Consider the following 26,722-nt stretch of genomic DNA (forward strand, 5'->3'; position numbering starts at 1 on the left):
GAAATGCAGAGAACCGCAGGCAACGCCTGCGGTTCTCGGTGGTGGGCGATACTGGGTTTGAACCAGTGACCTCTTCCGTGTCAATGGTGCTGAACCCGCAGGTCAGCGGGTCACACCGGGCCTGACCTGCGAGAACAGTTGTCCAGGGTGTCCCGAGCGTCCGCCGTGATCGGCGCTCCGACCTCACGAAATCCTCACCTCGCGAGGTTGTGTCGGACCCCCGTCGTAGCGTGCCCATCATGGACGAGTCTCACCACCGAAGAGAAGGCCCTCCTCGACTTCGAGGACCGCGGCTGGTGGAAGTACCCCGGCGCGAAGGAGACCGTCGTGCGCGAGGAGCTCGGGCTCAGCGCTGTGCGGTACTACCAGGTGCTCAACGCGCTGCTCGACCGCCCGGAAGGCTCTCGCCCACGCGCCGATGCTCGTACGACGGCTCCGCCGGCTCCGCGACCAGCGGCAGCGCCAGCGCTCGGCGCGCCGGCTCGGGTTCGGCGAGCCGTGACCGGCCTGGTCCGGCCGAAGAACTCCCACGTCTACGTCCGGCCCCCGCACCTCCCGACGGAGTACCAGGGTTTCGTCGTGGCGTGGCACAAGATGGACGACGGCGCCTGGGCGGCGCGGGTGATCTACCTGGACCCGCAGACCGGCGAGGAGGTCCGGGTCGAGGTGCCGCCGGACCGGGTCCGGCCGGTCGACAGCGCGCCGTTCACCGGCTCGGCGTACGGCTGACCAGCACGGCCTGGGGCGACCGCCCGGGCGTGACGAGAGGGCCCCGCCCACCCGAAGGTGGACGGGGCCCTGTGTTGTACGGCGGTCAGCGGTTGCGGACCAGGGTGCTGCCGTCGGGTCGACGGACCGTGCCCGCGCGGGCCACGGGCTCTACGTCCGCTCGTCGACGTCGTCGCCAGCGTCGTCGCCGTAGATGAGCCCGGAGTCCTGGTTCTCGAGAGTGGGCGGCTCCTCGTCGGCCGAGCCGGCGGCGTCGTCGGGCTGGTAGTCGTCGGGGATGCCGGACGACAGGATCGAGAGGTACGACGCGCCGCCGGCAAGCAGCGGGGAGGCCAGCGAGACGCCGACCGTGACGAGCGTCGGGATGAGTCTGGACCTCGCCGGTGACGACGCCGAGCACCACGGACGCCGAGAGACCGGTGGTGAGGGTGGCGGCGTAGGCCTGGGCGGTGGTGCGGATGAAGCCGCGCTTCGCGGCGGTGCTGGTGCGGGCGGGGACGATGCTCATGCTGCGGCTCCGATCGAGTAGGCGACGGCGGGGTGGTCCCCCTCGTAGGCGTCGCTGGTGGTGGCGCGGACGTTCGGGACGGGGCGCCTCGCTGCGGCCGGCACGGGCCGGGTGGCGGGGCGCCAGAGGGCGTAGTCGAAGTCCGCGCCGGTGTCGATGATCTGCGCGCCGATCGCGGTCGCGGTGCCGCGGATGGAGTACGGCAGGCGGACGCTGGCGAGCCTGGTTGAGGTCGCCGGCGATGAGGAGGTCGTAGCCGGTGGACACGGCGGCGTAGTCGCGCAGCATCTTCGAGCAGTCGACCCAGGCCTTGACGTTGCGCGGCCGCGTCGGGCCCCAGGGCATGTGCGGGGCGATGAACATCGACGGGCGGCCGTCCTCGACCCAGCGGAACCAGGGGAACGCGCGGCCGGGGATCGGCTTGCCCTTCGGGCCCCACCAGGTGGTGTCGACGTCGATCAGGCCGTGGCGGGTGATCCCGCTGGCGTGCTTGGCGAGGATCATCGTCGAGGCGCCGACGTCGCCCTTGCCGGTGTAGATGGAGTACTTCATGTCGCCGGCGAACTCGCGGATGACGTCGCGGTTGCCGCCGGTCTCGAGGATCGCGCCGAACCGGCGGCCGGACATGACGGCCTCGAGCTCGGCGCCGAACGTGGGCCGGTCGCCGACCTTCGCGTTCCAGACGGCGAAGTCGGCGGCGGCGAGCTTGGGGTACTTCGGGCCGCCGGCGGCCGCCTTCTTGATGGTGGCGATCTGCTGGCGGACGAGGGTGAGGAACTGGTCCCAGGGGAAGTCGCGCGGGTCGGTGTGGGTGGTGCGGCCGAAGGCGCGGCGGCTGTCGTCGTGGCCGTAGATGCCGTGCTTGCCCTTGGCCTTGAGCCTGGGCGACGGTGGGGCGGATCGGCTGGATGTTGTACGCGAGGCACAGGCTGCGCGACGTCGCGGGCGGCGCCGCGGATGATGGCCTGGGAGTCGGCGTCCTTCCAGCGGGACGCGGGGCCGATCTGCTCGTCGCACAGGCTCGTAGCCGATGGTGTCCTGGTTCGAGCCGCAGTGGTAGGCGACGGTGTGGTCGCCGACGCACTGGATGGTGACGTTGGGGTCGCGGACGTAGTGGGCGGAGGTGACCGGGCTGGTGGGGCCGGCCCACCACTTCGCGATCTTCTCGGCGGTGCCCGGGTTGTCGGGGGAGACGGTGGCGTGGATGACGATCGCCCGGGGGTCTGGCGGCCGCCCTTGTGGCGGGCGGCGACCATCTTCGGGGCGGGCGCGGCGAAGCCTCATGGTGTTCCTCCGGGGTCTCCCGGCGTCGCCGGGCTGCAGTCGAGCGTCACGGCGCCCGTGTCGGTGATGGTGATGGCGGTGATGTGCTGGTTGCCGGGGCACGCGTAGGTGCCCGGCTGGGCGGTCCCGGCCGGTCCGGCGGGCCCTGGCGCTCCCTGGGGGCCCTGCGGTCCGGCGGGGCCTTGGGGTCCTGCAGGTCCCGGCTCGCCGGCCGGGCCCTGCGAGCCGGCCGCTCCGGGGGAGCCGGTGGTGCCTGCGGTGCCGTCGGTGCCGTCGAGGCCGTCGCGGCCGTCCTGCCCGTCCTGGCCGGGGCGTCCCGGCTGGCCGGGGCGCCCGTTGACGCCGTCGAGCCCATCACGCCCAGGAACGCCCGGGGGACCGATCGGTCCCGCTGGCCCCGCGGCGGCCGGGGTCGGGGCGTCCGGCAATGCGGTGAGCTTCTCGACGTAGTCGCACGCGACCTGGTCGCCGGCTGAGCAGGCGGAGCGCATGTAGGTGAGCGCCGAGTCGGCGGTGACCTTCTGCTCCTGGGCGTTGCGCTGTGCGGCGTCGCGTTCGCCCTGCAGGCCTGGATCGCGACGAGCCAGCCGATGACGAGGCCGATGATCGCGCCGACGACGGCGATCCCGACGCCGAACCCGACGCGACGGCTGTGCTGGTTCGCGGTCGTCACGGCAAGTCCTCGGGCAGCACGCCGCGCTCGACGAGCATCTCTCGGGCCCGCACCAGGCGGGCGAACATCGCGTCGCTCCTGCGCATCTCGTTCTCCTTCAGGTCACGGATCTGGTCGTTGGCCTCGTCGAGCTTCTGGTCGATCGCGACGGCGTCCGCGCGGGCGTCGTCGCGGTCCTGCTCGAGGCGGCGCTTCTCGGCGGCGTGGTCCTCGCGCTCCTGGTCGCGCTGCGCGACGGCGTCTTCGACGCGCTGCTCGCGGGCCTTGCGGTACTCCTTCGCGGCGTACCCGAGGGCGGCGACGATGAACCCGATGAGCGCGAGCGGGCCGAGGACGAGGTTGGAGCCGAGGACGCTGGGGTCAGGTGCCATGCCCGGCCCCGCGGGGGAAGGGGCGGGTCAGGGCGGCCAGGGCGAAGTGCCAGAGGAACGCGCCGGCCGGGGCGGCGAAGGACGCCCAGCCGCCGACGCCGGACTCGTGGATGGCCTGGGCGACCGTGACGGCGATGCCGAGTCCGGAGGGCGGCCATGATCACGTGCGCGAGCCAGATCAGGAAGTGGCGGCGCAGCGCGTAGGAGGTGATGACCGCGGTGGCGGCGAGCATGATCATCACCCCCCACAGGTGCAGGTTGCCGAGCGCGTTCAGCACGACGAGGGACTGCGCGACGTCGCCGCTGAGGGCGTAGTCGAGGCCGCGGATGAAGGAGAGCAGCGCGAAGATCACGACGAGCGCGACGAGGACCTGCGGCGGGATCGACGGCGGCTGGTACCGCGCGAGCCGGGTCACGAGCTCAGTTCCGCGCCGAGGTGACCGTGGCGGCCGGGTTGGCCTCCGGGGCGCTCATGCCGCGATCAGCCCGGCCACGACCAGGCCCCACTCGGCGAAGAGCGAGGGGTTGGCGTGCGCGAGCCCGTCGCCCTGCAGGCCGTTGGCGCCCCACTCGGCGAAGGTCCCGAACCGGGCGCGCATGTCGAAGAGCGGGACGTCGAGGGTGTCGGCGAGGTCGTAGAGCGACGAGACCCAGGCGTCGTACCCGGTCGGGATGAGCGCGGCGGACGGCTGCGGGTTGGCGTAGAGCAGCACGTCGGTGTTGGGGAGGAACCCCCGGACCGTCGTGATCCCGGCGGCGATGTTCGCGATCGTCACGCCGTTGGCGAGGTCGTTGGCGCCGAGGCTGATGTGCAGCGCGTCAGGGATCCGGCCGATGTCGATCGTGACGCCGGTGGCGGACATCAGCGCGGCCTGGGACAGGGTCACCGAGGTCGCGGAGTTGATCGCGGTGATGTAGACGTTGCCCGACGCGGGGAGCCGGAGGCCGTTGGTGCCGGCCGGGGTGCTGATCGTCTTGCCGAGATCGTCGTCGGTGAACGCCGCGGTCGCGCTGGTCATCGTCGTGGTGCCGTTGAGGACGGCGTCGGTGACGGTGCGCTTCGAGAACGCCGTGGTCCCGTTCGGCAGGGTGCTGTTGATCAGGGTGCCAAGGCCGTTCTGGCCGAGGGAGGCCCACTGATCGCTCTGGCTGGCGGCGGTGGCGTAAACGCGGCTCCCGGACTGCGCGAGGTTGTGCACGGAGATCCCGCCGGTCGCCGGCTTCCAGCAGCGTCCGGCGGCCATGTAGTGACCGTTCGCGCCCGCGGTCATCACGATCGTGTCACCGGCCGCGAGTGGGGTGGACAGCAGCAAGGTGGTCGCCCGCCAGCGCGCCGACCCGCCGACGGAGGTCGTCGTGCGGAACCCGGGGCCGGAGGTGGCGCCGTTGACGGCGAGGGTGAAGGAGTACGCCCCGCCGCCGAGGCCGGTGTCGAACCAGAGGTGGGAGTACGCCGTGGCGCCGGCCATGGAGGCGGGGACGGTGAACGTGGCGGTCCCGCCGCCGAGGTTGAAGGAGTAGAACTTCGCGCTGTGGTTCCAGGTGCCGCCGAAGGTCCAGCCGAGCGGGGAGCCGAGGCCGGCGTCGTTGCAGCGGACCCACCCGGATCCGGCCGAGGGGATGCCGAGGGACACGAGCCGGTCGCGCATCATCATCGGCCAGGCGCCGGCGCGGTCGAACACGAGGGGGTTGGCGCCGGAGATGCCGTAGACGGCGCCGGCGGACATGGAGTCCCCAGCCACGATGTGCTCGCTGATCCCGCCGCGGCCGGCGCGCCCGAGGCCGGCGCGGATCCGTCGGGTGTTGCTCGGCTTGAAGTTGTAGACGCAGCGGATGGGGTCGAACGCGTTCACCCGCGCGCGGGTGGCGACGAAGCTCGGCAGCGCCGCGCGGTTGGCGATCTGCTCGCGGACGCCGACGTTGGTCTGGCTGGTGGGGTCGCCGAGCAGCCGGGCGGTGGAGGTGTCGTTCCCGTCGTCGACGCCGTAGGCGCCGGCCTCGAGGTACGCCGCGGTGGCTTCGGCAGCGGGGACCGCGTCGACGCCGGGGGCGCCGTCGGAGCCGTCTGCGCCGCTGGGCCCGGCGGGGCCGACCAGGGATCCGGATGCGATGAGGCGGGGGAATACCACGGTGATCTCCTTCGATGGCGGGAGCCGGAGTGCGGCGAGATGGTGGCCGGGCGGTCAGAGGGTGGTGGGCACGATGACGCCCTTGCCGGAGGCGAAGACGTACGGCTCGAGGGGGCGCGCGGGATCGGTCAGGGTGAGGACCGCGCGGACGAACGGCTTCGTCGAAGCCCGGCCGTACGTCGTGGTGGGCGCGAGCCCGACGGTGAACGAGGACGGCAGACTCGCACACGATGGCGTCGGGGCCGAGGTCGGTGATGCCGAGACGGATGGTGCCGTTGCCGCCGCCGTCGCTGGTCAGGGTCGCGACCGTCGCGCCGGCGTCGGTGGTGAGGACCATCTTGGCGTCGAAGTCGTCCCAGACCGCGGCGTCGGTGAGCCTGGCCGGAGGGGGCGGCTCGGTCGAGGACCCGGAACTCCTGGCGCCACGGGGCGCCGATGGTGATGGAGAAGTAGAACAGGATGCCCTCGTAGGCGGGGTACGGCATGGCGGGTCAACCTCTCGCGTCGGCTTCTTCCAAGATCTGCTCCCAGGTGCGAGCGACGAGCCCGACGGGATTGAGCCTGGGTGACGCCGTCGTCAGGGCGCCACCGGGCCTCCTCGAGCACGAAGACGAAGTCGACATCGCCGCCGCGAGGGTCGGTGGTCTCCTGCGCCTGGACAACATGGCCGCCCCAGACGTGGGCGAGGTTCGCGCGGTTGTTCCCGGCGTCGCGGAGCCTGCTCGGTGGCGACCTCGACGCCGTTGGTGAACCCGACTCGGCCAGCGCCGGCGCGGGTGTAGATGCCCTGCGCAATGACGGTGGCCCGGGCGGCGGTCATCGGGCCGCGGTGGGTGATGTCGGCCCGCTTCTCCACGCCCCCGGCCGGGGTCGTGGCCGGGTAGGAGGCGTCGCGGTAGCGGCCGGCGGAGGAGTCGAAGTAGCGGACGAAGACGCGATCGGTGACGTCGTCGTCGGCCACACCGATCTCGGCGATGCCAGGTGCGAGGAACCAGGCCGGCCGGGTCTGGTCCTCGCCGTTCGCGGTGACGAGCCCGGACGGGTGGACGTACCACTGGCGGCCAGTGGGGTCCTCGAGCGCCCAGTCGTTGAGGAGCCTCGTCGATCTTCCCGGGCTGCGGGTTGTCGACCCCTGCGCTGCCGTCGGCGCCGGAGATCGGGGACGAGCCGAAGTTCGCGGCGCGGTACCAGTTGCGCAGCACGCCGCGGGCAATGCCCTGGTCGAGCGCGGGGTCGGGGCGGGAGGTGATGGTGCCGTCGGCGGCGAGGCATTCGGCACCTTCGCCGAGACGGGAGATCCCGATGGCCTGGAACTGCAGACTGTCCCAGTCGGGCTGGGACAGGACCCCGGACCACACGACCTCGACGCCGTCGCAGAGCCTCGACCCAGGCGTTGCGGGCCAGCGGGTCGGGCCGCTCGTTGCGGCCGAGCGCCATCTCCCACGACATCTCCGTCGGCCCGTGCCGCCCCCAGGCGACCTCGGAGCCTCCCCAGGCTGCGATCGACTCGAGCGGAATCCCGCCGACGTAGAGGTGGAGGTCGGAGTTGCTGGTCACGAGGGGACCTCGGCGGGCAGGTCGGGCCCGGCGAGGAGGAAGTACCGGCGGTAGTACTCCAGTTCACAGCCGGCGTAGCGGGCGACGTCGGTGGCGGTGAAGATGTAGATCGTCCCGTTCTTGAACCGGTGCGAGCCGATGCGGGCCAGGCGGGTGATGTCCTGCACGCGGCCGGACGACCAGGTGCCGTACACCGACGGGAACGGGGCGTCGAGCCTGGGCAGAGCGGATCTCGATCGCGGTGAGGTCGTTGGCGCTCGGCTCGTGGACGAGCGTGACGGCACCGTTGTCGGTGTTCGCCAGCCAGCCCTCGTCGATCCGCACCGTGTCGCCGCCGGAGTCCATGGACAGGGTGATCTGCACCTGGTCGGTGTCGACTCCCGAGGTCGCAAGCGCGGGCAGCGTCTGGGTGGCGATGTGGTGGATGCGCCAGGGGTCAGCGGTCGTGTTGCGCAGCAGCGCGACGCCAGAGGCGACGAGGTCCGAGCCCGGGATGTCGCCGCCAGCGGCGTCGACGAGCTTCGCCGACCAGGTCAGCATCTTGGTCCCGGTGAACGACAGGCTTCGCGAGGAACGCGTGCTTCGCGCGGGTGAGCATCGGGACGGGGATCCAGAACTTCATCGCGACGGAGAGGTTGTTCGTCGCGCCGGACATCTTCGTCGGGTCGACGACCACGTCGCCCAGCGAGAAGGTGTTCGAGCAGCGCGCGCGCAGCGAGATGACGGGGGAGGCGCCGGTGTAGAACAGGGCGGTCGACCCGACGAGGGGGCCGGTGTCGTTGGCCTTGAGGCGGATCGCTGCCTGCGTCGGCGCGGTGCCGCCCACGATTGCGGTGCGGGCGACCTGGAGGCCGTTGGTGCCGTCGATGCCGACGCTGTCGGTGCGGGACACGTCGTAGACGTAGAGGTACTTGAACGCGGGGGTGGTCGTGGTGAAGCGGGCGTTGACCCGCATCTTGGAGAACGACGCCGGGGCGGGGAACCACATCGTGAAGCCACGCGCGTCCGTGCTGAGCTTGCTGCACCGAAACTGGCTCGACGGCCTGGCCGCCGCCGTTGTACTGGACGGTGACGTCGGGCTTGAACGGAGTCACGCCTCCGTCCGCGACGTACACCAAGAGCCGCAGGTACGGCGTGCCGTCCATGGTCACGGTGCCGGACCGCTCCAGCGACAGGATCGACGTCCACGGCCACGACGACCCGGAGGACGGCACGCTGGCGCTGATCCGGACGGAGCCGCTGTTGGTCGTCGGTCCGGTGAGCCCGGCCCACCCGGTCGCGGGGTAGGAGAGCCGCGTCCATCCGGCCGTCGAGTCGCAGGTGTCGATGGAGATGACGACCGGGTCGTCGGGGTCCTCGGGCACCTCGAGCGCCGGGATGATGGTGGTGTCCCAGTCGCGGGTGAACGGCAGCGTGGTGAACGACGAACTTGTAGACGATCGTGTGGTCGAACCGCTCGCGGTAGTCCCAAGCTTGTCGCCCAGGTCGACCTTCCAGTCGCGGTCCAGTACGACGTGGACCACGTCGAACGCCAGCGGCCAGGCGCCGAGGGTCGGGGGCAGCCACTTCAGCGGTGCCGGTTCGTCGGCCATGTACTCCTGGGCGAGCAGTGCCTCACCCTGCGCGAGTGCCTGGCCGTCCCGGGCGGAGACCCGCACGAACACGGGGACGTCCTCACGGTTGCCCCACCCGGTGCGCTTGATCAGGCTCGCCGTCGGTGAGGTAGGACCGCACCACCTCGGTCAGCGGCACCGGGTTGCCGTACGCCGTGCCGACGAGGGCTTCGAACCGGAACGGCGTGTCGGTGTCCGCGTCGGTAGCGAGCACGACGCCGCCCCACGTGAGCTCGTGGGACTGGTCCAGCACCGTCGTCATGGCTTCACGTACCCCCTGTGCCTCCTGCTGGCCGCAGACGCAGCGCCCTTTTTGGCAGCGGCACGGTTCCGGGCCTGCTGCTTCTCCGCGACCTTGGTGGCGTGCTTCAGGTCGCCACGGAGGCCCTTCACCTCCCGGGTGGTCTCGGCGAGCCGGGCGTTGGCCTTCGCGATCGGCGCGGCGTACACAGCGTCCGAGGCCCGGTTCGAGGACGTGTTGAGCCGGGACTGAACGACGCCGTAGAGCCTTCGAGAACGTCGCGAGCCTGCGCGGCGGGGAGCGCGTTGTACGCCTCCACGTCGGCGACGTTGCCCTCCTTGATGATCTCCTCGAACGCGGCCGTGCTGACCTTCTTCTTCAGCCGGCCGGAGAGCGCGTCGAACTTGTTGATGTCGGCCAACTGGGCGTAGAGCCCTGCGACGGGGTCGCCGCTGCTGGTCCACACGTCGTTGTCGTTGCCCGGGCGCCAGATGCCCTTGTCGAGGCCGCTGCGGACGCCCTCGCGGAGGTTGTTGCGGCGGTCGACGAGGGTGTCGCGGGCCTTCGTCTCCTTCTCGAGGGCCTTGGTGGCGGACGCGAGCCTCCTGGCGCATCTTCTTCAGGCCGCGGGCGACGTGGTCGGCCTCGCGGTCGCTGTGGGAGCGGGTGTGCACGGTGCCGCCGCTGGCAAGAGCCTGGACGGTGCCGCCGTCGGCGTACGCCGGGATCCGGCCGGCGGCACGGTCGGCTCGGAACCGGTCGGCCTGGCCGTTCCGGTTGGTGATGACCTCTTCCCCGGGCGCGAGATAGGTGAGGACCTTGTCGCCGTAGGGGTGCCGAGGGCCCTGCACGGTGCCGCCTTCGGCGTGAGGCACGGCGCCTGGCGCGAGGAGGCCGAGACCCGGGTTCGACCGGGCAGGGTTGCCCTTGGGCGGCGCATACACCGACTGCCACGTCGTCGTGATCGTGACGTTCCTGTCGCGGACCTCCCGCAGACTTCGCGAGGATCTGCTGGATCCGCGGCGAGGCCATGTCCTTGAGCGTGATCAGCGCCCGGCGGTCCTTCTCGGACAAGCTTGTACTTCGCGACCAGGGCGTTGATGGCACCCTCGGTCTGCGGGATGCCGTCTGCGCGGATCTCGGTCCGGACCTGGGGCGGCAGCGAGTCGAACGCCGCCTTCGCGTCGAGGAGCCTGCTGCTTGTCGAACTGCACAGCGATCTGCGGGGCGATCGAGTCGGGGAAGTCGAGGAGTCTCATTGGCGAAGGCTCTCCGCCTCGGCCTTGCCAGCGCCGAGCCTGGCGGGCGAACGCGATGAACTGGTCACGGAGCCTTCACGTACTCGCCGTTGGTGAGACTCGCCGGCCTCGACCATCTTGTTCAGCGCGTCGGCGGCCGAGGAGATCGCGGAGAAGTTGTTCTGCCCGGCCTCGGTGAACTCGTTGAACCCGCGGGAGCCGTCCTTCAGCAGCCCGCGGATGTTCAGGACCGCCCGGCCCCAGGCGTACTGGTTGTCGAGCGCCGAGCGGGCGACCGACTGCTGCTTCTTCATGGCGTCGACCAGCGCGTCGATTCCGTACTTCGCTTCGAACGCAGGCTCGACCGCCACCGGCCAGGGCATCGTTGTAGTCGATCTGCGCGCGGGCAGCGCGAGTTGAGGCCGTTTCGATCGCGGTGGCTAAGAGGTCCTGCTCGCGCTGGGCCTCCTGCGTCTCGCCGGTCATCAGGCCCATGAACTTCGTCAGGTTCGTGATCGGCGAGATCGTGTTGACGATGCCCCCGAGCTTTGTCTCCGAGGACGTCGGAGCCGAAGACGGTGTTGCGGGTGGCCTTGTCCAGGCTCGGTGTTGATGGAACTCAGGGCCTCGCGGAGCCTGGTCGACGTCCATCGACTGCATCGCAGCGTCGGCGGCATCGAGGGCCGCTCCGAGGCCGTCCGTCGCATGAGCCATGTCGACGACGAGACCGACGCCACCGCCGATCGCGGCGCCCCAGGGGCCGGCGATCGTCCCCATCATCGCCAGGGAGGCGGTGTTGGAGATCCCCATCGAGTCGGCGATCCCCGTCGTGGCAAGCGCGAGCCCGGCGATCGGAGCGGCGCCACGTGCTGCCTGCGCGGAGAACGCGCGCACCGACGCCCGCGCAGCCAGGGTCTTCTCCGACGCGTTCTTCGAGGACTTCCCCATGAACGCTGCGACCTGCCCGAACTCGCGCAGCGACGGCGTCGAGGCCTTGATGTCCCTGCCGAGGGAGCGGGTGAACCCGAAGGCTGCCCTGAGCCTGCAGCCGCTGGGCCGCTGCGCCCCCGTAGAGCCTTGGACTGCAGAGCGACGGCAGCCTGCAGCGCCCGGGAGTAGAGCGTCAGCGCGGCGACACCGGTGACGAGAGGGGTGCCGAGGTCGCTGTCGGCGATGTCGGCGACAACGTTCGCGACGGCCGTGAGGGTCTGCAGGACCGGGCCCGACAGCGGAGCGGCAGCCTGCGCGACCTGGGTGAAGGCGTCGGCGACGGCAACGACGAGGTCCGCGACCTTCGGGCCGGTCTCTTCGGCGTAGGCGAGGAAGTCCTTGATGTCGTCCTGGCCTTCGGTCGAGCCCGCCCAGTCGTCGAGGCCGTCGGCGACCCTGGTGAGCCAGTCGATGAACTTGTCGTTCGTCGGGTCGAAGGCCATCCACAGACTCGGCGCCGGCGTGGGACAGCGACCCGAGGAGGCGGGTCGTGTTGTCGATCGCCTGGGGGATCTCGTCGGTGAGGAAGTCGAAGAACGGCGCCCACCGCTCGGTGGTCAGCGACTCAGCAGCCCCGGCGATCGCGTCGCCGCCGGCCTGCCCGCTAGCGGCCATGAGCCTTCTGCAAGGTCGGGGCGAGCCTTGTCGAGCGAGCGGAGCGCGTCGGTGAGGCCGGGGAAGAACCTCTCGGCGCCGGCGTCGCGCAGGGCGAGAAGGACCGGGCGCATCTTCTCCAGGCTGGCGGACGAACCGGCGGGCCTCGGGGGAAAGGCCGGGCCATCGCGTCGCGGGCGGCCTTGAGGTTCTCCACCGTCGGGTCGAGGCGGGCCTTCTCCACGGCCTTGAGCGCGTCGCCGACGCCCTGCACGGCGCCGAGGAGCCCGAGCGCCCCGACCGCGGCGCCGCCGAAGAGCCCGGCGAGCGCGCCGACCGCGGCCAGCCCGCCGGCCCCGAGTGGGAGCAGGCCCGGGCCCAGGGTTGCGATCAGGCTCCGCGACGACCCGAAGTCGGCCGGAGTACTGGTCGATGGACCGGGTGCCGCGGACGGCGGCGGCAGAGACGCTGTCGACGTCGCGCGCGAGGGTCCGCTGCGAGGTCGACGTCGCCTTTGTGGTGGTGCTGAGGCGGGAGGTGGTCTGCTCCAGGCTTGGCGGCGGCGCGGTCGCTGGCAACGAACTCCTCACGGGCCTTCGAGGTGGAGGCGTGGACCCTGTCGAACGCCTTCTCGGTGGCGTCGCCGGCGCGGTTCATGTCGCGGATGTACTTCGCGACCATCGCCTCGAGGCGGACGACGACGGAGCGCACCTGGGAGGACGGCATCGAGGTCACCTCCTACCGGGGTGTGGGGGTCGTCGTACGACGGAGACAGCCACGTGAGGGCGGCGTACCGGCGGGCTGATCAGCCCAGGCTCGTCGAGGGTGAGCATCGGGAGCGGGTGGGCCTCGTAGTCCCGGTCGTGCAGGACCCGGAAGAACTTCACCGGCTCGACCTTGTCCGGGTCCTTCGCGTCGGCCTTGGCCAGCGCCGTGCAGGCGTGGCACACGACCGGGTCTGGGTCGGCGTCGTACCACCCGTCGTTGTCCGGGTGGTGCGCCAGGTGCTTCGGCTCCCCACAACCGGAGCAGAGCGAGTCCTCGTAGAGCCGGTAGGCGAGCAGCAGCGCTCGGTCTTCCTCGGTCCAGGGGGACTCGGTGACCTGGCGTACGACGCGCTGGACGCCGTCGACGGCGCCGTACACGAGGACCGTGGTTGCCGGGCGGCCTCGCAGCGCCGACGGGGAGATACCGAGCCTGGAGGGCGAGTTCTAGGCTCCCGGCGTGCGGCTTGGGCCGCAGGACGTGCGAGGAGAGTCGCGAGAAAGGGACGCTGATGCCGCCCTCGGTGTTCAGGCTTCCACGCCTCCATGGCGAGTCTCGTAGAGCGGCGGGTTGCCGAGCTTCTTGCGGAGTCTCCTTGACCTTGCCGGCGGGCATCTCCGGCTCGACCGCTGACACGGCGATCACGGAGTCCCACATCTCCGGCGGGTAGGGCGCGCCCTTGTCGAGCACGGTCTTCCACTGCTGCTCCCACGCGAGCCAGTCCTCGGACGCGAGCTGGCGCAGCCGGATCATCTTGCGGGACGCGGCGTACTCCTGCCGCTTGGCCTGGATCTCGCGGGCGATGACCTCCGCGCTGCGACCGTCGCGGCTCGTGGTGTCACCGACCGCGGCCTCGTCGTCGGCCGGCACGGCCGCCGAGCCGTCGGTGACGCTCTCCAGGCTCCATCTGCAGCGCGTCGATTTCGGCTTCGAGGTGGGGACGGGTGTAGAGCGGCACGAGCTTCTCGGCGCGCCGAACGTCGGCGGCGAGGAGCCTCGTCGAGGTCGAGCATCTCGTTGATGACGGACTCTGCGGTGAAGCCGGTGGCGAGGTCTTCGGGGCTGGTGCTCATGGTGGTCTCCTGGATGCGAGGGTGTGCGAGGGCTGGCGAGGGTGTGGTGCTGCGGTGGGGTGGCGGGCGACCCTCGCGACGCCCGCCACCCCGATCAGGGACGGCCTGCCCTGGTCAGGCGGCCGCGGCGGCGATGTCGGTCCAGTCCCGCTGGACCTTGCCGGGGATCACGCGCTTGATGAAGCCGCCGGCGTCGGCCTTCTGCGGGCGGTCGGTGAGGACCTCGGCGCCGTACCGGATCTCGTCGTCCTCGGCCCACGGGTCGGTGGACTTCTTGGCAGTCTCGCGGGCGTAGACCCACACCGTGGTGCCCTTCGCCTTCAGCGCCGCGAACAGGGTGTCGGCGGTGGCGTCAGCCTGGCCGGGGGTCGCGCTGGCGAAGTAGCGGAACACGGTGGCCGAGAACTGGCCGTTGGAGCGACCGAAGGCCTCGGCGCCGAGGCTCCTCGCAGACCGCGGGCTCCGAGAAGGACTCGGAGTCGTTGGGCCCGAAGGTCCAGCCGCTGGCGAGGATCGCGCAGGCGGCGTCGATGCCCGCGTTCAGGCTCCTCGACGGTGGGCTTGGCCGGGTCGTCCGGCTTGGTGGTGAGGACGGCGATCTTCTCGTGGCCGTCGGCGAGCGAACGGGGCATCGTGTTACTCCTAGTTCTCCCCGGCGGCCGGGGTCTGGCCGGACGCCGCGGTGGTGTCCGGGTCGGTGGGGTCGCCCGCGAGGGCGGCCTGAGCGGCGGCCTCGGTGGCCTCCGTGATCGCGTCGAGCACCGCGGCCTTGTTCGGCAGGCCGGTGCTGTCGACGTTGAGCCCGGCGGCGTGCAGGTCGAGTCTGCTCGCGGGTCCAGGCGTCGCTGGGCTCCCCGCTGGGGGACTCGGCGCCGGCGGCGCGGGCCTCGATGGCCTTGGTCAGCGGGGTCTTGGAGAAGTCGCGGCCGAGGACCGGGTGCGACAGCCAGTGCTCGGGCACGGACTGCTTGGCGCCGGTGGACTTGGCGTAGACCTCGACGAATCCGTCGGTCATGACGGCCTCCTCAGGGGCAGGTGGACGATCGGTCGTTGTGTCCGCGCCGGCGGCACGGATCGCCCGACGCGCCGAGGGGGGGCGTCGGGAGAGGGTGGGCTGCTGCTCAGTCGGCGGTGGCGACGAGTCTGGTACTGCAGAGGGACCTCGAACCGGACCGGCTGCACGGTGTCGATGCGCCGGGGTGGGCCGGGGTCGAACCCGGGCGGCGGGACGAGCCGGCCGACGACGACGTCGGCGTGCTCCAGTTGGGCGCGGAAGAGGCGCGTGTGGACGCGGTCGACGAGGTGGAGGCAGTCCTCGACGTGCCCGGCCACGCAGAGGGCGTGCAGCGTCCAGTCCAGGCTCGTCGGCGGTGTCGGCGACGTCGGGCTCAACGAAGGGGTTACCGGTGCCGCCGAAGAGGACGACGTACGGTGCGATCCGGCCGGACCGGTCCGGGTACCCGCCGGGGTTCTGGAGGAGGGGGACCTTGGTGGGGTCGGGGATCTCGCCGCGGTAGACCGTCACGGGGCCGCCGGTTCCGGGCAGTGTGCCGAGCGCGTCAGCGGCCGCCAGGAACAGGACCAGCCGGCGGATCTTGCTCATCCGAGCGTCCGGTCGGCGGCGGCGCGGAGGATCCCGCGCTCGGTGCGGGGGAGGTCCTGGTCGAACGCGGGGCCCATGTAGGGCTGGGGGCTGATGCCGGGGTGCCACACGGTGATGCCCCACCCGAAGGCGTTGCCGATCGGGTACGGGCCGCTGGTGCCCTCCTCGACGTACCCGCCGTAGTTGGCCTCCGGCCCGACCTCGTACGACAGGCCGTCGACGTCGGTGGTGATCGAGTTGGCGAGGTGGCCGGTGTCGACGGGGACGCCGACCTTGGAGGACCCCTCGACGCGGAGTGCGCCGCGGGCGACCTCGGCCTCGACGGCCGGTACGACGCGGTGCTCGACAGCGCGGAGGTCGGCGGCGAGGTGGTGCACCTGGCTGAGGTCGATGTTGATCACGGTGCTCGCTCCTTCCGCGGGGTCAGCCGTTCAGGGTGGCCCGGACGAGCCGGGTGGCGTGCCGGTCGCCGCCCTCGACGTGGAGCACGGTCAGGGTGCTGCCGACGAGCCGGTCGTCGGGGGAGTCGGTGACCGTGACGACCTGGCCGGCGGCGATGCCGACGGTGGCATGGGGGAGCGCGACCTCGTACACGGCGACGGAGACCTGCTCCTCGCCGGCCTGCCGCTCGGTGGCGCCGTCGGTCTCGCTGCCCGGGCGGATCGTGGCGGGCCCGTCGTAGACCGGGTCGGCGGTCGGGGTCACCATGTGCCCGTCGGCCTCGGACCAGGTCGGCGCACCGCCGGGCGGCGCGATCGTGATGATGGAGTCGTGGGTGCTGTCGAGCACGGTGGCGACGGTCTCGGCCCAGGCTCGGCGGGAACACCGGGGTGCCGGGGCGGCCGGAGCCGACGGGGCGGGGCACCGCTACCAGCCGCCGAGCACGTCGACGACGTCGACGTAGAAGCCGGCGTTGTCCTCGTCATCGCGGGCCTGCTCGCGCAGAGCGGCGGCGTGCCGGCGCATCGCGTCGGCGAGCTTCGCGCCGTCGGTGGTGACCTGGTGGTCCTTGAGCACCTTCAGCGCGAGGGCCTCGTTGGTGGCCTGGGAGTCGATCGCCTGCGCCGCGGCGCGCTTCACGCTGTCGTGCTCGAGGGCGAGGAAGGCGTTCAGACTCGTTGTCGGAGAAGACCTGGGCGTCCTCGGCGACGTCGTTGATCAGGAGCCGGACCTGTCCGACCGCGGTGTTGAAGTCGATGGGCACTGCGTGGCTCCCTTCAGGGCGAGGGTGGAGCCGTGGGCGGCCTGAGGATCAGGCCCGGGCCGCCCACGGCGAGCACATCAGGACGACGGGTTGCCGTCGCTGGAGGTGCCGTACTTGGCGCGGAGGTCGTCGCGACTGAGGGGCTTCCCCTCGGCGTCGACGAGGTCCTCGTCCTTCGCGCCCTTGGTCTTCGCGAACTCGACCCACACCTCGGTGCTGGCGTTGCCCGCCGGCTCCTCGGGGGCCGGCGCAGTGCCGCTCCCCGACGTGCCGGTGCTCGAGGTGCCGCTGCCCGACGTGCTCGGGGTGCGGCTCGACGAGCTCGACTTCTTCTTGAACTCAGCGCCCGGGGGGAGCCTGGTCCTTGTCCCAGTGCTTCGGCACCGGCGGCAGGTCGTTGCCGTCGGCGTCGACCACGTCGACGAAGTCCTTCTCGCGCAGGAACAGGCGGCCGTTGCTGTCGCTCATCGTCACGCCCCCGTGTTGTCGGAGCCGTAGGTGAGGACCGGGTCACCGGCCGCTGCGCCGACGATGTGACGACCGCGGTACCAGATCGTGTCGTCGTCGAAGGCTGCCGGTGAGCACGACGTCGCCGCCGCCGATCGCCCGGCCACCGTCCGCCTTCTGGCGGAAGTCCGGGGTCTCGTAGCCCACGAGGAACGCCTCCCAGAACGGCGCGCGGATGGTGGTGCCGGGCTTCGGCATCACGATCCAGGACTGGCCGATCTGCTTCTCGTTCACGACGAGCTCGACCTTGCCCTTGAGCGGGTTCGGCTGCCGGATGTAGCCGCCGTTGCCGTCGTCGACGAGCAGTCTCGGTGGCCGAGAGGATCCGCTCGGCCTCGAACTCCAGCGCCGGGCCGACCACGAGCCTGCAGCGTGCCGGCGGGGATGATCGCGCCGGAGCGCGGGTCCCGCTTCGTGCGCAGGTTCGTGATGACGGTCTGCAGGTTGGTGCCGTTGAGCTTCAGCGTGCCGACGTTGCCGTTGCCGACGTTGAAGAACGCCGTGTTCAGCGCACCGGTGTCGAGGTTGATCATGAGCCGGAGCCCGCGGTCGTCCTCGGTGTCGGCGGCCATCTGCGGCATCTGGTTCGGCACCATCATCAGCTGGTCGAGGTCGTCGTTGACCTGGCCCTCGAAGCCTGAAGCCCCAGAGCAGACCGGTCTTCTTGACCTGGATGGGGTACTCGCTGAGAGCGGGTCCCTGGGCCTCGGGGTAGGCGGTGCGCTCGGGGACGTCCTTGAACGTCTGCGCGCCGAGGTAGAGCCTCGGAGAGGTACTTCGGCTTGAAGGCTCTTGACCGTGGTCCGCGTCAGGAACTTGCCCCACTGCTTCGGCAGCGCGTCGTAGTTCTGCAGCATCTCGCGGTCGATGAGCATGCCGGAGGCGAACTGCGCGAGGTCGCTCGTGGTGAGCGCCTCCTGCAGGCTCGAACCTGGCACGCCGGGAGCCCTCGCGGGAGTGCTGGATGAGCGACGCCATCGCGGCGGCGGCCTCCAGCAGACCCGGACGGCGGGTCAGGCTGGGCGCGGTACGCGGCCGGGGTGGACCCGGTCGCGACCTCCGCCTCGACTGCCTCGACGATCTCGGGGAGCGTCATGGTCATGATGTGGTCTCCTCTCAGACCGTCAGGCGATGGGCGGGGTCGGGGCGGCGAGTCTTGACGTTGACCACGGCGGTGCCGGAGGCCTTCGTGGCGCCGCTGGCGACGCCTCGCTCGATGACGGGGACGGTGGTCCCGAAGAGCACCAGACCGGACGCGGACGTCGCGGTCAGGGTGTTGTCGGCCGGGTTGATGTAGACCCGGCCGCCGGCTGCGGCGATCGCGCCGCCGGCGACGGACACGGCGTAGACGCCGTCGACCTCGACGGAGGCGTAGCCGACCGGCAGGGACACGCCGCCGGTGGCGACGCCGTTGGTGACGGCCGCGCGGTCGGTGGCGGCGACGCCGATCATGCCGCCGACGATCACGGGGTCGCCGGACTTGATGCCGGACGGGACCGGCAGGGCGACAGCCGGCTGGTTGCCGGCGAAGACCTGGTTCTTCATGGATCAGGCTCCCTTCTGGATGCCGAGGCGGCGGTCGATGGCCGCGAGCGTCTCGTCGGCGGCCTCGACGACGCCGAGCGTGGAGCCGCCGAAGCCGCGCACGGTGCCGGCGCCGGCGGCCTTCTTCTTGGCCGCGACCTCGCTGGTCACGGTCGTGGTGAACGCGGCCTCGTCGGTTCCGCCGGCCTCGTTGACCGGCATCGCGGCCAGCAGGCCGGCCCGCTCCAGAGCGGTGAACTCGACCTCCTGGCCGGCGGCCTCGTCGATGAGCTCCGTCGCGCGGTCGCTGCGGGTCCGCGCCGCCTCCCGGGCCTCGGCGGCCTCGGCGCGGGCCTCGGCACTGGTGGCACGCTCCTCGAGCGCGGTCACCCGGCCGGCGTCCTCGCGAAGACGAGCGAGTCTCGCTCTCCTCGATGTTGGGCATGGTGTCCTCCTCGGACTCCTCGGTGGTGTTGCCGTCCGGCCGGGTGGCCGGGACGTAGGTGGTGACGACCCGCACCTCGGTGCGCTCGTCGGTGAGCTCGACGGCACCGTCGGACCTCTGGGTGTAGGCCTGGGCGAACACGCCGTTGCCGGCCCCCTCGGCCTCGACGTCGAACCACACGGTCGTGTCGTCGAAGTCGCGGACCCAGACCCAGGTGTTCTCGCCGCCGTAGGCGTCCTTGAGGACGACGTTCAGGCCGTCGCGGGTGTCGTTGACCGTGGCCTCGTCGACGCCGTGGGCGACGGCACGCCGGGTGACGAGCTCGTCGCGGGAGGCTCTCGCTGGTGGTGCTGTCGGCGGGGTCCTGCCACAGGTCCCGGGCGTAGAGCCTGGGGCGCGTCGGCCTCGACCTTCGCGACGAACGCGGCGAGCCCGTCGCCGATCGCGGCCGACAGGCTGATGCGCTCCTCGCGGGTGAGGCGGCCGTCGCCGGCCATGTCGTCGGCGAGCACGGTGAAGTCGCGGTGGATGCGGGACTCCACCCACTGGCCGATGCTGCGGGCCTCTGTGACGTCGCGGGCGGACTCGAGGACCTGGAGGACCTTCCCGCCGCGGCCGGGGCGGGTGACCCAGTCGACGGACTTCACGTGTTCGAGGGACTCGATGAGGTTGCCGGAGCGGCCCTCGGCGACGCCGCGGGTGATCTCGGCGTCGCCGCGGATGGAGACCCCGATGTCGCCGCCGAGGTCGTCGATGAGTCTCGCGGTAGGGCGCGAGCACTCGGGTCTCGGCGATCACGGCGCCCTGGTCGGCGCCGGCGGCCACGTCTTCGACGGTGGCGATGCGGCCCGGCGAGGCGGTGATCGAGATGAGGTCCTTAATGGAGCGGACCGGCCGCTCCCGGGCCTCGGTCGCGGTGGGGTGGTCGGCGTACATGTGCAGGCCCGCGGGGAAGAGCCCGGACCCGACGGCGTCCTCGAGGACCTGGGCGGAGTAGTAGCCGGATGACCCCCAGCCGGGGGAGATGAGCCTGGACGAGGCGGTTGCCGGTCGACGCCGAGTCTCGCCTCGAGGACGCGCGCGGTCTCCTGGAGCGGCTTGGGCATGACGGGACCTCCGTGGGGGGGTGATCGGCGGGTAGCGTGACGGGGTGACTTCGCCCGGAGACGACGTAGCCCAGCCGTGCGCCGGCGGGCTGGAGCACGTCTGGGCGATGAGGGGGCTGCACCTGTCGCTGAAGCGCGGGGCGGAGGTCGAGGAGTACTGCGCGCGGCCGGGGTGTGATGGGCTGCGGTACGTGTCCCGGCCGGGCGGCAGGAAGAGCGCACCGCCGTCGGGCTGATCCGGTGCTACTCTGGGAGGCGTAGGGCCCGCCTCCGTACCACGGGGGGACGGGGCCCTACGTTCGTTCCGGGCCTGTTCAGGTGAGCGGCACGTCGTGCAGGCTCGGTGCCGACGAACAGCCACAGACTCGGCGAGCAGGTACTTCCGTCGGTCGACGTTGAACCCGGCCAGTCTCGCTGACCAGCCTGGTCGAGCACGCCGGTCGGCAGGTCGTCGTACCCGAGGTCGATGATGAACCGGTCCTTCACGACGTTCTGGCGCGCTGCACGGCTCATGGCGTCGACGAGCCGGCCGTGGATGGTCGCGGCGCGGGGCTTGGTGCTCTTCAGACCCGACGGGCTGGCCGTCGCGGCTGGACCACAGGAAGTCGTTGGTCGGGGCGGACGGCGCCTTCGGGATCCACTCCAGCCTGCTCGCCGGCGTCGAGGAGCCGCTCGACGAACTCGACCTCGTGGGGCTTCAGCACGTCCCCGCCGAAGTCCACCGGCAGCGCGCCTTGCCGGCGCGCCCAGTACTCCCGGGCCTCCCACGGCTCCGCGTCGGCCGGGGCCGGCCCGAACCGGGCGAGCGCGGCGTCCCGGTACGACGACGGCTCCTCGTCAAGCCTGCCCGGGCAGGTCGGGCGGACCGCTGTCGCCCGCGCCGCCGGTGGCGTCGGCCGGGGAGGCGGGCACCTGGGAATCGCGCCACCCGTCGGTGTGCCTGGTCTTAGTCCACGCCTTGATCGGGAAGTCCCCGGCGGCCCAGGCGTCGTACCCGCGGCGGCCGAGGATGGCGCGTTGGTCGGCCTCGGGCAGGTGGTCGAAGTGGTCTGCTGCCGACGGGATCCAGGACAGGTCGACGCCGCCGTCGGCCTCCCGCACGACCGGGACCCGTGAGCAGCGGCCCTGCTGGTGGTCGTCGGGGCCCGGGACCTCGAGCCCGAAGACCTGGCCGTGCATCGCCAGGCACGACCGGCAGGTCCGCGGCCCGAGGTGCGCGACCCAGGCCCACCCGGCGAGGACGTCGGCGTGCGCGTCCTGCGCGGCCCGGGAGCCCTCGCGGTAGGCGTCGAGGGTCTCGGTGCGGGCGATGTTGACCGCGCGGGAGGCGCCGAAGTTGTGGAGGTCCTCGGCGCGGCGGAGCATCCGGGTCGCGGTGGCCTTGGGGTTGTCGCCGGCGGCGACACCGCGGGTGAGTCTCACCGAGGATCGTCGCGTAGGTCTCGTCGGCCAGCGGGAGAGCCGTGGAGGTGACCTGCTGCGTCGTACGACGCACGATCGCCTCGAGCGCCGGAGTCGGGACCTCCCGGCCGGGCACGTTGCGAGCGAGCCGCTGCGCGGCGATCAGTTCGCGGGTGCCGACCTGGGCGTGGTCGAGGACGTCGGCGAGGTCGTTGGTGACCCGGACTTGGAGTCGCCCGGCGAGGTCGTCGAGCCGGTCGGCGATTCCCCCGAGGACGCGGGCGAGGCGCTCGTAGCGGACGACGGCGGTGGCGTTGACCCGACCGACGTCGGAGAGGATCACGGTCAGGATGTCGAGGAGGTCGGCGGAGACCTCGGACCAGGCGGCAGCCCAGGCCTGGGTTATCTCGGCGTCCTGGGCGTCGGTGATCTCCGCGAGCGCGGCGGCGAGGGTGAGTCTCGACGGCGTACGGGTCGGGTGCCTCGGGAGTCCCCGTGGTCACGTCAGCGGCCGTTCGGTACGACGGTGTCCCGGGCGCCGCACTCGTCGCACCAGGCGCGGAGCCTGCAGGTGCATCCGGTCGGCGTGCCGGACCGTCACCCAAGAGAGCCATCCCGAGGGAAGGAGGCAGCGGGTGCACCAGTGGCCGCCGGTGGTCTCGATCGGCTCGACGACGACCTGGACGGTGACGTGGCGGGCCATGGTCACTCCGCCTGCTTGCCGCGCTGGTTCGCGATCGCGGCGGCCGCTGCGGCGATGCGCGGGTCGATGAAGTTGCCCTGCTCGTCGAGCATGTCCTTGAGCACCTCGTCGACGTCGCGCTCGCCGAGCACGCGGAGCAGCCTGCTTCACCACCCACAGTGGGGGCAGCACGCCGGTGCTCTCGGCGGCGACGAGCGCGTCGACCCAGGACTTCGGGTCGAGGTCGTCGATCGCCGGGAACGTGACCTCGATGGTCGCCTCGATGTCGCCTTCGAGCACGAGGCGCTCGCGGCCGAGGTCGTCGGCCTGCATGGACCCGCGGAGAGGGCCCTGGGACGCGAGCGCGGCCTGCTGGATGACGTACCCGCAGATGGTCTTCAGCACGGAGGCCCAGACCTCCTGCCGCATCCCCATCTCCAGGACCTCGGGCTTGTCGAGGGTCTCCGCGACCGCGCGGGCGCCGGTGACGCCGGGGTCGGAGAGGATCTCCACGACGGACAGGCCGAGGCCGGCTGCGACCATCGCGGCGAGCGGGCGGCCGGACTCGCTGTCGATGGTGGCGCCGGTCTTCGGGATGGCCTCGAGGTTCACGCCCGGGCCGGCGGTGAACATCTCCCCGGACGTCGACTGTCCGGACAGCGGGGGCACGCCCTGGGGGAGCACCGCGGAGCGGACCTTGTCGGCGGCGCGCTGGACGCGGGACCCGCGGTCACCGGTGAGCCTTCCACGCGAACTTCGACAGCGCCTTGACGAGCCGCGCCCAGTCGTTGAGGAAGCCCTCGTAGGCCCGGGCCCAGGGGAGCGCGGCGTAGACGTCGGGGACGCCCCACTTCCACCCGTCGGGCCGGTTGACGGCGAGGTGGAGGACGGGCTGGTCCCACTCGACGGGGATGTTGTCGATGGTCTTCGGCCGCTGCGACGGCCGGTAGCCGAGGGCCGGGTGGAACACCCGGCGGGTCTGGGTACGACGCCGCAGCGTGCCAGGCCGGGTACCGGCCTCGATGACGGTCTCGGTGAACTCGCGGAGGAAGAACCAGTCCTGGTCGCGGTCGTCGGGGTTGGTGAACTTGTCGACGACCTCGGCGAACGGGAGGGTGCGAACCTGCACGCGGCCGGTGGTCGGGTCGGGGAAGAAGGTGAGAAACCAGTTGCCCTCGGTCGCGAGGGTGCGCTCGCACTGGACGTGCGCCTCGGCGGAGGCGAGGGCGCGCTGGTTGCTCGGGTCGTCGAGGAAGGCCTGGACGACGGCGTTGACGTCCTGGTCGTCCTTCTCGCCGGCGCGGGCCTGGATGGTGACGCCCTGGCCCCAGACGTAGCCGGTGCGGACCTGCACGCCGCGCTTGATCAGCGGGGACGCGATGGTCATGAGCCTGGCAGTTGCGGGTGAGGGCGCCGAGGCCGGGCCGGGAGAACTCCTGCTCGAGCACGATCCCGGCGATGCGCCAGTCCTTGTCCTCGGCGGCGAGACTCGAGGCGGTCCAGGGACTCCTCGATGAGCAGCGCGTTCATCGACTCGGACGCGGCGAGCGCGGTGCGGAGGTCGCTGCTCGAGGGGGTCTCGGTGACGGTGCTGCTCATGTCGGTCACCTCCTCGGGGCCGGGCTACAGGTACGGGGCGATCGGGGAGAGGTCTTCGTCGTCGAGGAGGTCGTCCTCGGTGACGATGTCGCCGACGATGAGGGGCTGCAGGATGAGCCGGTTGAGCGCCTGGGTGAGGGCGTCGACGTCGTCGTCGTGCGCGGCGGTCGGGAACCCGGCGGCCTCCTCGATCACGGCGTCCGACCACGGTGCGAGACTCGCTGGAGGGCAGCCACACGTTGCGGGACTCGACCAGCGGGGAGACTGCCGCGGCGCGGACTTCCTTCCCGCCGTCGGGCTCGACCGGGACGATGCCGGGCACGGTGCGGCCGAGCATCGCGATCGCGGCCGGCCCGTTCGCCTTGTCCTCGACGAGCCTTGAGCACCGCCTGCGGCCACCGGGCGGCGAGCGCCCGGAACGCGGCGAGGGTCTCCACGAAGTCCATCCGGCCGTGGACCCGGTCGAGCAAGTACGCGTCGGCGCCGCGGCGGCCCCACACCTGCCCGGACACGAAGTCGGTGCCCTCGGTCTTCTTGAAGGTCATGTCCCAGGCTGATGAGGAGGTCATCGAAGCCGGTGACGACCCGGGAGCCGTCCTCGCGTTCGATCCAGAGCGGCTGGTCGTAGCGCTGCCACCAGGTCCGCTTGAAGATCGTGCCCTCGGCCGGCGCGGGCCGGCCCTGGTAGAGCGCGTTCCACGCCCGGGACCCGACCTCGCGCTGCTTCTTCTCCCAGTCCCGCTTCGTACGACGCCGAGCGGACTCCATGTACTCGCCGGGCTGGCGGCCGAGGACGTCGGTCTCGCCCTTGGCGGGGTCGTGGTCGGCGAGCGCGGCGATGTTCAGCACGGTCCACTCTTCGGGGAACTCGCGCTGCAGCCAGCCGGCGATGTCGTCCTCGCGCCACCGGGTCTGGATCAGCACGACCGGCGCGCCGGGGGCGAGGCGGGGTAGCGCGACCTCGCGCCAGAAGTCCTCGACGGTCTGCTTCCAGGCCTTCGAGTCGGCCTGCTTGGCGTCCTTGTACGGGTCGTCGATGATCAGCAGGTCGATCGGCCTGGAGGTCAGCGAGCCGCCGATGCCGACGCAGACGACGCCACCGGTGTAGCCGAGGAGCCTCGAACTCGTCCTGGCGCTGGGAGGACTGGGAAAGTCTGGAGGCCGAGCTCGGGGTGCTCGCGGAGGTCGTCGCGGATCGCGCGGCCGAAGCGGCGGGCGACGTCGTGGCCGTAGGACACGATGCCGATGCGGAGGTTGGGGTTGCCGTGGAGCATCCACAGCGGGAAGCGGCGCGACGTGCGCTGGGACTTCCCCTCCTGCGGGGGCATGTTGATGATGAGCCGCTCGCACTCGCCGTCGCGGACCTTGACGAGGTGCTCGTCGATGACGTCGAGGGCGGGGGTCTGGACGGTGGTGCGGTCGAGGGCTTGGGCCATCTCGCCGGGGGTGGCCCAGGGGCGGCGGCGGAGCTCGGGGGCGAGCCTGGGTGCGGATCATCTCGACCATCAGGTCAGCGGTCACGACTCGCTCACCACCAATTCAGGATCCTATGAACTGGACCTGCCAGCATGGAGGCATGAGTACTTCGACCACGCCTGACGAGACCCCCGACCCTGCTACCGCTGTCCTGCCATCCGAGCCAGACGCAGTCCTTGCGGCGTTCGTGGCCGCTGCTGAGCGGCGCGGGTCCGACGAGGCCTTCGGTGTGCCCCTCACCCTCTGGGTTGGCGGGACGATCGTGACCGGTTTCGTACAGAATCGGCGGTTCTGGGCGAAGACCATCATCGAAGGACTCGGCGAAGGAGGTGCCTTCGGCTTCGAGCACCTGCTGGAGGTCTGGGAACAGCGGGAAGCAGAAGACCCGGACCACGACGACCGTGTCTACAGACTTCATCCACCTCACCGAGGCCCGAACATTCATGGGGGCTCAGTTCGTCCCCGAAGGCCCGACAATGCCGTGGCGAGGTCGCCTGGACTCCGTCGACGGCTGGACCTTCGGCACCCTCGCCACGAGCCTGACCAAGGGTCTTCAGCGGGGTCGCCCTCGCAGTACGCGCTCTACGTGCTCCCGATGGAGCCGCTCGGCGCCACGGTCACTCGCCGGCTCCCAGCCGCAGGCGCAGTTGCCGGTTCGAGGGTCGAACCGGTGGGCAGCGCGCAGGTCGTCGGGAGCGGAGGGCACGTCGGATCCTGTCTCTGAGATGCACGGAACCCGTGCTCAGCCTGGCTGAAGAGACACGGGTTCAAGAGGAAATATAACACCTCCCACAGCCTACAGCAACGAGCTCTGCGAGAAAGGGACGCATCGGCCTCACGCCGTCGCGCTCCGGGAGGGCCGCGAGCGAACCTCCGTCGCCCGCTGCAGCACGTCGGGCCAGAACACGAGCCTGGACGCCAGGCTCGCGCACCTTCCTTCCACCAGCAGCAGATCGCGATGTCGTCGCCTCGGCCGATCCACACCCGGATCATCGCCGCTGAGACCGGCCGGCCGGTGATGTCGGCGGCCGCGTCGCCGGCTGCCTGCAGGGTGCACCAGCCTGAACCGTCGATGCCGTTGACCAGGGAGGCGCGGACCGCGGTGGCGTATTCCGCCGCGGAGTACTCCTTCCGGCAGCCCGGGCACTCCCACGATCGGCCGTGCCGCGGGTCGTCGAGTCCACCCTGGGTGTCCTTCCACGCCTTGGTGCAGGCCGCGCACGGCTTCCGTGCGTCGGCGATGAGGGTCGCCGGCGGTGCGTCGGCCGCGCGGAGCTCGTCGATGCGGACGTCGCCGAGCTCGGGGTACGACGCGAGGGTGCGGAGCCAGTCCTGCGCGGCCGCGCGGCGGCGCATCCAGGCCTGGAGGTTGCGGCGTGCCTGGGTGCGGTGGCGGCACCGGCGGGCGTC

40 protein-coding genes and 1 pseudogene are annotated in these 26,722 nt (G+C 71.5%); 5 read left to right on the forward strand and 36 right to left on the reverse strand.

Annotated features, from left to right (window positions below):
• Positions 1-207 precede the first annotated feature (207 nt).
• Positions 208-502, forward strand: a pseudogene (locus G5V59_RS03270) (DUF3263 domain-containing protein).
• Entirely contained in the window at positions 499-729 is a 231-nt protein-coding gene (locus G5V59_RS03275) for a hypothetical protein (RefSeq protein WP_278255566.1), read from the forward strand. Before G5V59_RS03270 ends, G5V59_RS03275 begins: the two are co-directional and overlap by 4 nt.
• Positions 730-814: 85 nt before the next feature.
• On the opposite strand, the gene G5V59_RS03280 is transcribed toward G5V59_RS03275, so the two are convergent.
• The 27 genes from G5V59_RS03280 to G5V59_RS03410 all read right to left on the reverse strand — a co-directional run bounded on the left by G5V59_RS03280 (position 815) and on the right by G5V59_RS03410 (position 19,695).
• Complete coding sequence (locus G5V59_RS03280) at positions 815-2,521, reverse strand: N-acetylmuramoyl-L-alanine amidase (protein ID WP_278255567.1); 1,707 nt, start codon at positions 2,519-2,521, stop codon at positions 815-817.
• Entirely contained in the window at positions 2,518-3,012 is a 495-nt protein-coding gene (locus G5V59_RS03285; RefSeq protein WP_278255568.1) for a hypothetical protein, read from the reverse strand. The genes G5V59_RS03280 and G5V59_RS03285 overlap by 4 nt, the downstream gene beginning before the upstream one ends.
• A gap of 279 nt (positions 3,013-3,291) precedes the next feature.
• Positions 3,292-3,981, reverse strand: coding sequence for a hypothetical protein (locus tag G5V59_RS03290; protein WP_278255569.1), 690 nt, complete (start codon positions 3,979-3,981; stop codon positions 3,292-3,294).
• Positions 3,982-4,035: 54 nt separating this feature from the next.
• Positions 4,036-5,694, reverse strand: coding sequence for an SGNH/GDSL hydrolase family protein (locus G5V59_RS03295; RefSeq protein ID WP_278255570.1), 1,659 nt, complete (start codon positions 5,692-5,694; stop codon positions 4,036-4,038).
• Positions 5,695-5,822: 128 nt separating this feature from the next.
• On the reverse strand, positions 5,823-6,179 hold the full coding sequence (locus G5V59_RS03300; RefSeq protein ID WP_278255571.1) for a hypothetical protein: 357 nt from the start codon (positions 6,177-6,179) through the stop codon (positions 5,823-5,825).
• 92 nt (positions 6,180-6,271) lie between these two features.
• Positions 6,272-6,973: a hypothetical protein gene (locus G5V59_RS03305; protein WP_278255572.1), complete on the reverse strand. Its 702-nt coding sequence runs from the start codon at positions 6,971-6,973 to the stop codon at positions 6,272-6,274.
• A 341-nt stretch (positions 6,974-7,314) separates the two neighbouring features.
• Positions 7,315-7,791, reverse strand: coding sequence for a hypothetical protein (locus tag G5V59_RS03310; protein ID WP_278255573.1), 477 nt, complete (start codon positions 7,789-7,791; stop codon positions 7,315-7,317).
• Complete coding sequence (locus tag G5V59_RS03315) at positions 7,785-8,915, reverse strand: hypothetical protein (RefSeq protein ID WP_278255574.1); 1,131 nt, start codon at positions 8,913-8,915, stop codon at positions 7,785-7,787. Before G5V59_RS03315 ends, G5V59_RS03310 begins: the two co-directional genes overlap by 7 nt.
• Positions 8,916-8,925: 10 nt before the next feature.
• Complete coding sequence (locus G5V59_RS03320) at positions 8,926-9,126, reverse strand: hypothetical protein (protein WP_278255575.1); 201 nt, start codon at positions 9,124-9,126, stop codon at positions 8,926-8,928.
• Entirely contained in the window at positions 9,123-10,049 is a 927-nt protein-coding gene (locus G5V59_RS03325) for a hypothetical protein (protein ID WP_278255576.1), read from the reverse strand. The genes G5V59_RS03320 and G5V59_RS03325 overlap by 4 nt, the downstream gene beginning before the upstream one ends.
• Positions 10,050-10,151: 102 nt before the next feature.
• Positions 10,152-10,364: a hypothetical protein gene (locus tag G5V59_RS03330; protein WP_278255577.1), complete on the reverse strand. Its 213-nt coding sequence runs from the start codon at positions 10,362-10,364 to the stop codon at positions 10,152-10,154.
• 75 nt (positions 10,365-10,439) lie between these two features.
• Positions 10,440-11,948, reverse strand: a complete 1,509-nt coding sequence (locus G5V59_RS03335; protein WP_278255578.1) for a hypothetical protein — start codon at positions 11,946-11,948, stop codon at positions 10,440-10,442.
• Complete coding sequence (locus G5V59_RS03340; protein WP_278255579.1) at positions 11,938-12,201, reverse strand: hypothetical protein; 264 nt, start codon at positions 12,199-12,201, stop codon at positions 11,938-11,940. Before G5V59_RS03340 ends, G5V59_RS03335 begins: the two co-directional genes overlap by 11 nt.
• Positions 12,202-12,317: 116 nt before the next feature.
• Entirely contained in the window at positions 12,318-12,653 is a 336-nt protein-coding gene (locus tag G5V59_RS03345) for a hypothetical protein (RefSeq protein WP_278255580.1), read from the reverse strand.
• A 12-nt stretch (positions 12,654-12,665) separates the two neighbouring features.
• On the reverse strand, positions 12,666-13,562 hold the full coding sequence (locus G5V59_RS03350; protein ID WP_278255581.1) for a hypothetical protein: 897 nt from the start codon (positions 13,560-13,562) through the stop codon (positions 12,666-12,668).
• A gap of 317 nt (positions 13,563-13,879) precedes the next feature.
• Positions 13,880-14,158, reverse strand: a complete 279-nt coding sequence (locus G5V59_RS03355) for a hypothetical protein (RefSeq protein WP_278255582.1) — start codon at positions 14,156-14,158, stop codon at positions 13,880-13,882.
• The gene (locus G5V59_RS03360) at positions 14,118-15,368 is read right to left on the reverse strand and encodes a hypothetical protein (protein ID WP_278255583.1); all 1,251 of its coding nucleotides are present in this window, start codon (positions 15,366-15,368) and stop codon (positions 14,118-14,120) included. The genes G5V59_RS03355 and G5V59_RS03360 overlap by 41 nt, the downstream gene beginning before the upstream one ends.
• The gene (locus G5V59_RS03365; RefSeq protein WP_278255584.1) at positions 15,365-15,769 is read right to left on the reverse strand and encodes an HK97 gp10 family phage protein; all 405 of its coding nucleotides are present in this window, start codon (positions 15,767-15,769) and stop codon (positions 15,365-15,367) included. Before G5V59_RS03365 ends, G5V59_RS03360 begins: the two co-directional genes overlap by 4 nt.
• 22 nt (positions 15,770-15,791) lie before the next feature.
• Entirely contained in the window at positions 15,792-16,157 is a 366-nt protein-coding gene (locus G5V59_RS03370) for a DUF6093 family protein (protein ID WP_278255585.1), read from the reverse strand.
• 78 nt (positions 16,158-16,235) lie between these two features.
• The gene (locus G5V59_RS03375; protein ID WP_278255586.1) at positions 16,236-16,448 is read right to left on the reverse strand and encodes a hypothetical protein; all 213 of its coding nucleotides are present in this window, start codon (positions 16,446-16,448) and stop codon (positions 16,236-16,238) included.
• A gap of 201 nt (positions 16,449-16,649) precedes the next feature.
• Entirely contained in the window at positions 16,650-16,781 is a 132-nt protein-coding gene (locus G5V59_RS03380; protein WP_278255587.1) for a hypothetical protein, read from the reverse strand.
• A gap of 130 nt (positions 16,782-16,911) precedes the next feature.
• On the reverse strand, positions 16,912-17,040 hold the full coding sequence (locus G5V59_RS03385) for a hypothetical protein (RefSeq protein WP_278255588.1): 129 nt from the start codon (positions 17,038-17,040) through the stop codon (positions 16,912-16,914).
• A gap of 42 nt (positions 17,041-17,082) precedes the next feature.
• Positions 17,083-18,057, reverse strand: a complete 975-nt coding sequence (locus tag G5V59_RS03390; protein WP_278255589.1) for a hypothetical protein — start codon at positions 18,055-18,057, stop codon at positions 17,083-17,085.
• 138 nt (positions 18,058-18,195) lie between these two features.
• Positions 18,196-18,624, reverse strand: coding sequence for a capsid cement protein (locus G5V59_RS03395; protein WP_278255590.1), 429 nt, complete (start codon positions 18,622-18,624; stop codon positions 18,196-18,198).
• 3 nt (positions 18,625-18,627) lie between these two features.
• The gene (locus G5V59_RS03400; protein ID WP_278255591.1) at positions 18,628-18,993 is read right to left on the reverse strand and encodes a hypothetical protein; all 366 of its coding nucleotides are present in this window, start codon (positions 18,991-18,993) and stop codon (positions 18,628-18,630) included.
• On the reverse strand, positions 18,990-19,226 hold the full coding sequence (locus G5V59_RS03405) for a hypothetical protein (RefSeq protein ID WP_278255592.1): 237 nt from the start codon (positions 19,224-19,226) through the stop codon (positions 18,990-18,992). The genes G5V59_RS03400 and G5V59_RS03405 overlap by 4 nt, the downstream gene beginning before the upstream one ends.
• Positions 19,227-19,299: 73 nt before the next feature.
• Positions 19,300-19,695, reverse strand: a complete 396-nt coding sequence (locus G5V59_RS03410) for a hypothetical protein (protein WP_278255593.1) — start codon at positions 19,693-19,695, stop codon at positions 19,300-19,302.
• A gap of 16 nt (positions 19,696-19,711) precedes the next feature.
• Here G5V59_RS03410 and G5V59_RS03415 point away from each other — a divergent pair, with 16 nt between their 5' ends.
• Together G5V59_RS03415 and G5V59_RS03420 are read left to right on the forward strand one after the other, a co-directional pair.
• Entirely contained in the window at positions 19,712-20,056 is a 345-nt protein-coding gene (locus G5V59_RS03415) for a hypothetical protein (RefSeq protein WP_278255594.1), read from the forward strand.
• Positions 20,057-20,198: 142 nt separating this feature from the next.
• Positions 20,199-20,390, forward strand: a complete 192-nt coding sequence (locus tag G5V59_RS03420) for a hypothetical protein (protein ID WP_278255595.1) — start codon at positions 20,199-20,201, stop codon at positions 20,388-20,390.
• A gap of 7 nt (positions 20,391-20,397) precedes the next feature.
• Here G5V59_RS03420 and G5V59_RS03425 read toward each other — a convergent pair whose 3' ends face one another.
• From G5V59_RS03425 to G5V59_RS03460, 8 genes are all read right to left on the reverse strand, one after another.
• The gene (locus G5V59_RS03425; protein ID WP_278255596.1) at positions 20,398-20,667 is read right to left on the reverse strand and encodes a hypothetical protein; all 270 of its coding nucleotides are present in this window, start codon (positions 20,665-20,667) and stop codon (positions 20,398-20,400) included.
• Between the two features lie 50 nt (positions 20,668-20,717).
• Positions 20,718-20,876, reverse strand: a complete 159-nt coding sequence (locus G5V59_RS03430; protein WP_278255597.1) for a hypothetical protein — start codon at positions 20,874-20,876, stop codon at positions 20,718-20,720.
• Positions 20,877-20,991: 115 nt separating this feature from the next.
• Positions 20,992-21,576: a phage minor head protein gene (locus tag G5V59_RS03435; protein WP_278255598.1), complete on the reverse strand. Its 585-nt coding sequence runs from the start codon at positions 21,574-21,576 to the stop codon at positions 20,992-20,994.
• Complete coding sequence (locus G5V59_RS03440) at positions 21,573-22,058, reverse strand: hypothetical protein (RefSeq protein ID WP_278255599.1); 486 nt, start codon at positions 22,056-22,058, stop codon at positions 21,573-21,575. The genes G5V59_RS03435 and G5V59_RS03440 overlap by 4 nt, the downstream gene beginning before the upstream one ends.
• Positions 22,055-22,921: a hypothetical protein gene (locus G5V59_RS03445; RefSeq protein ID WP_278255600.1), complete on the reverse strand. Its 867-nt coding sequence runs from the start codon at positions 22,919-22,921 to the stop codon at positions 22,055-22,057. Before G5V59_RS03445 ends, G5V59_RS03440 begins: the two co-directional genes overlap by 4 nt.
• 46 nt (positions 22,922-22,967) lie before the next feature.
• Positions 22,968-23,624, reverse strand: coding sequence for a hypothetical protein (locus G5V59_RS03450; protein ID WP_278255601.1), 657 nt, complete (start codon positions 23,622-23,624; stop codon positions 22,968-22,970).
• The gene (locus tag G5V59_RS03455; RefSeq protein WP_278255602.1) at positions 23,621-23,836 is read right to left on the reverse strand and encodes a hypothetical protein; all 216 of its coding nucleotides are present in this window, start codon (positions 23,834-23,836) and stop codon (positions 23,621-23,623) included. The genes G5V59_RS03450 and G5V59_RS03455 overlap by 4 nt, the downstream gene beginning before the upstream one ends.
• A 24-nt stretch (positions 23,837-23,860) precedes the next feature.
• A complete protein-coding gene (locus tag G5V59_RS03460) occupies positions 23,861-25,342 on the reverse strand; it encodes a terminase (protein WP_278255603.1) in 1,482 nt (493 codons plus the stop codon).
• A 232-nt stretch (positions 25,343-25,574) separates the two neighbouring features.
• On the opposite strand from G5V59_RS03460, the gene G5V59_RS03465 reads away from it, so the two are divergent.
• The gene (locus G5V59_RS03465; protein WP_278255604.1) at positions 25,575-26,036 is read left to right on the forward strand and encodes a hypothetical protein; all 462 of its coding nucleotides are present in this window, start codon (positions 25,575-25,577) and stop codon (positions 26,034-26,036) included.
• 111 nt (positions 26,037-26,147) lie between these two features.
• On the opposite strand, the gene G5V59_RS03470 is transcribed toward G5V59_RS03465, so the two are convergent.
• Complete coding sequence (locus G5V59_RS03470) at positions 26,148-26,711, reverse strand: hypothetical protein (protein WP_278255605.1); 564 nt, start codon at positions 26,709-26,711, stop codon at positions 26,148-26,150.
• Between the last annotated feature and the right edge of the window lie 11 nt (positions 26,712-26,722).

It is taken from the genome of Nocardioides convexus (assembly GCF_011090295.1).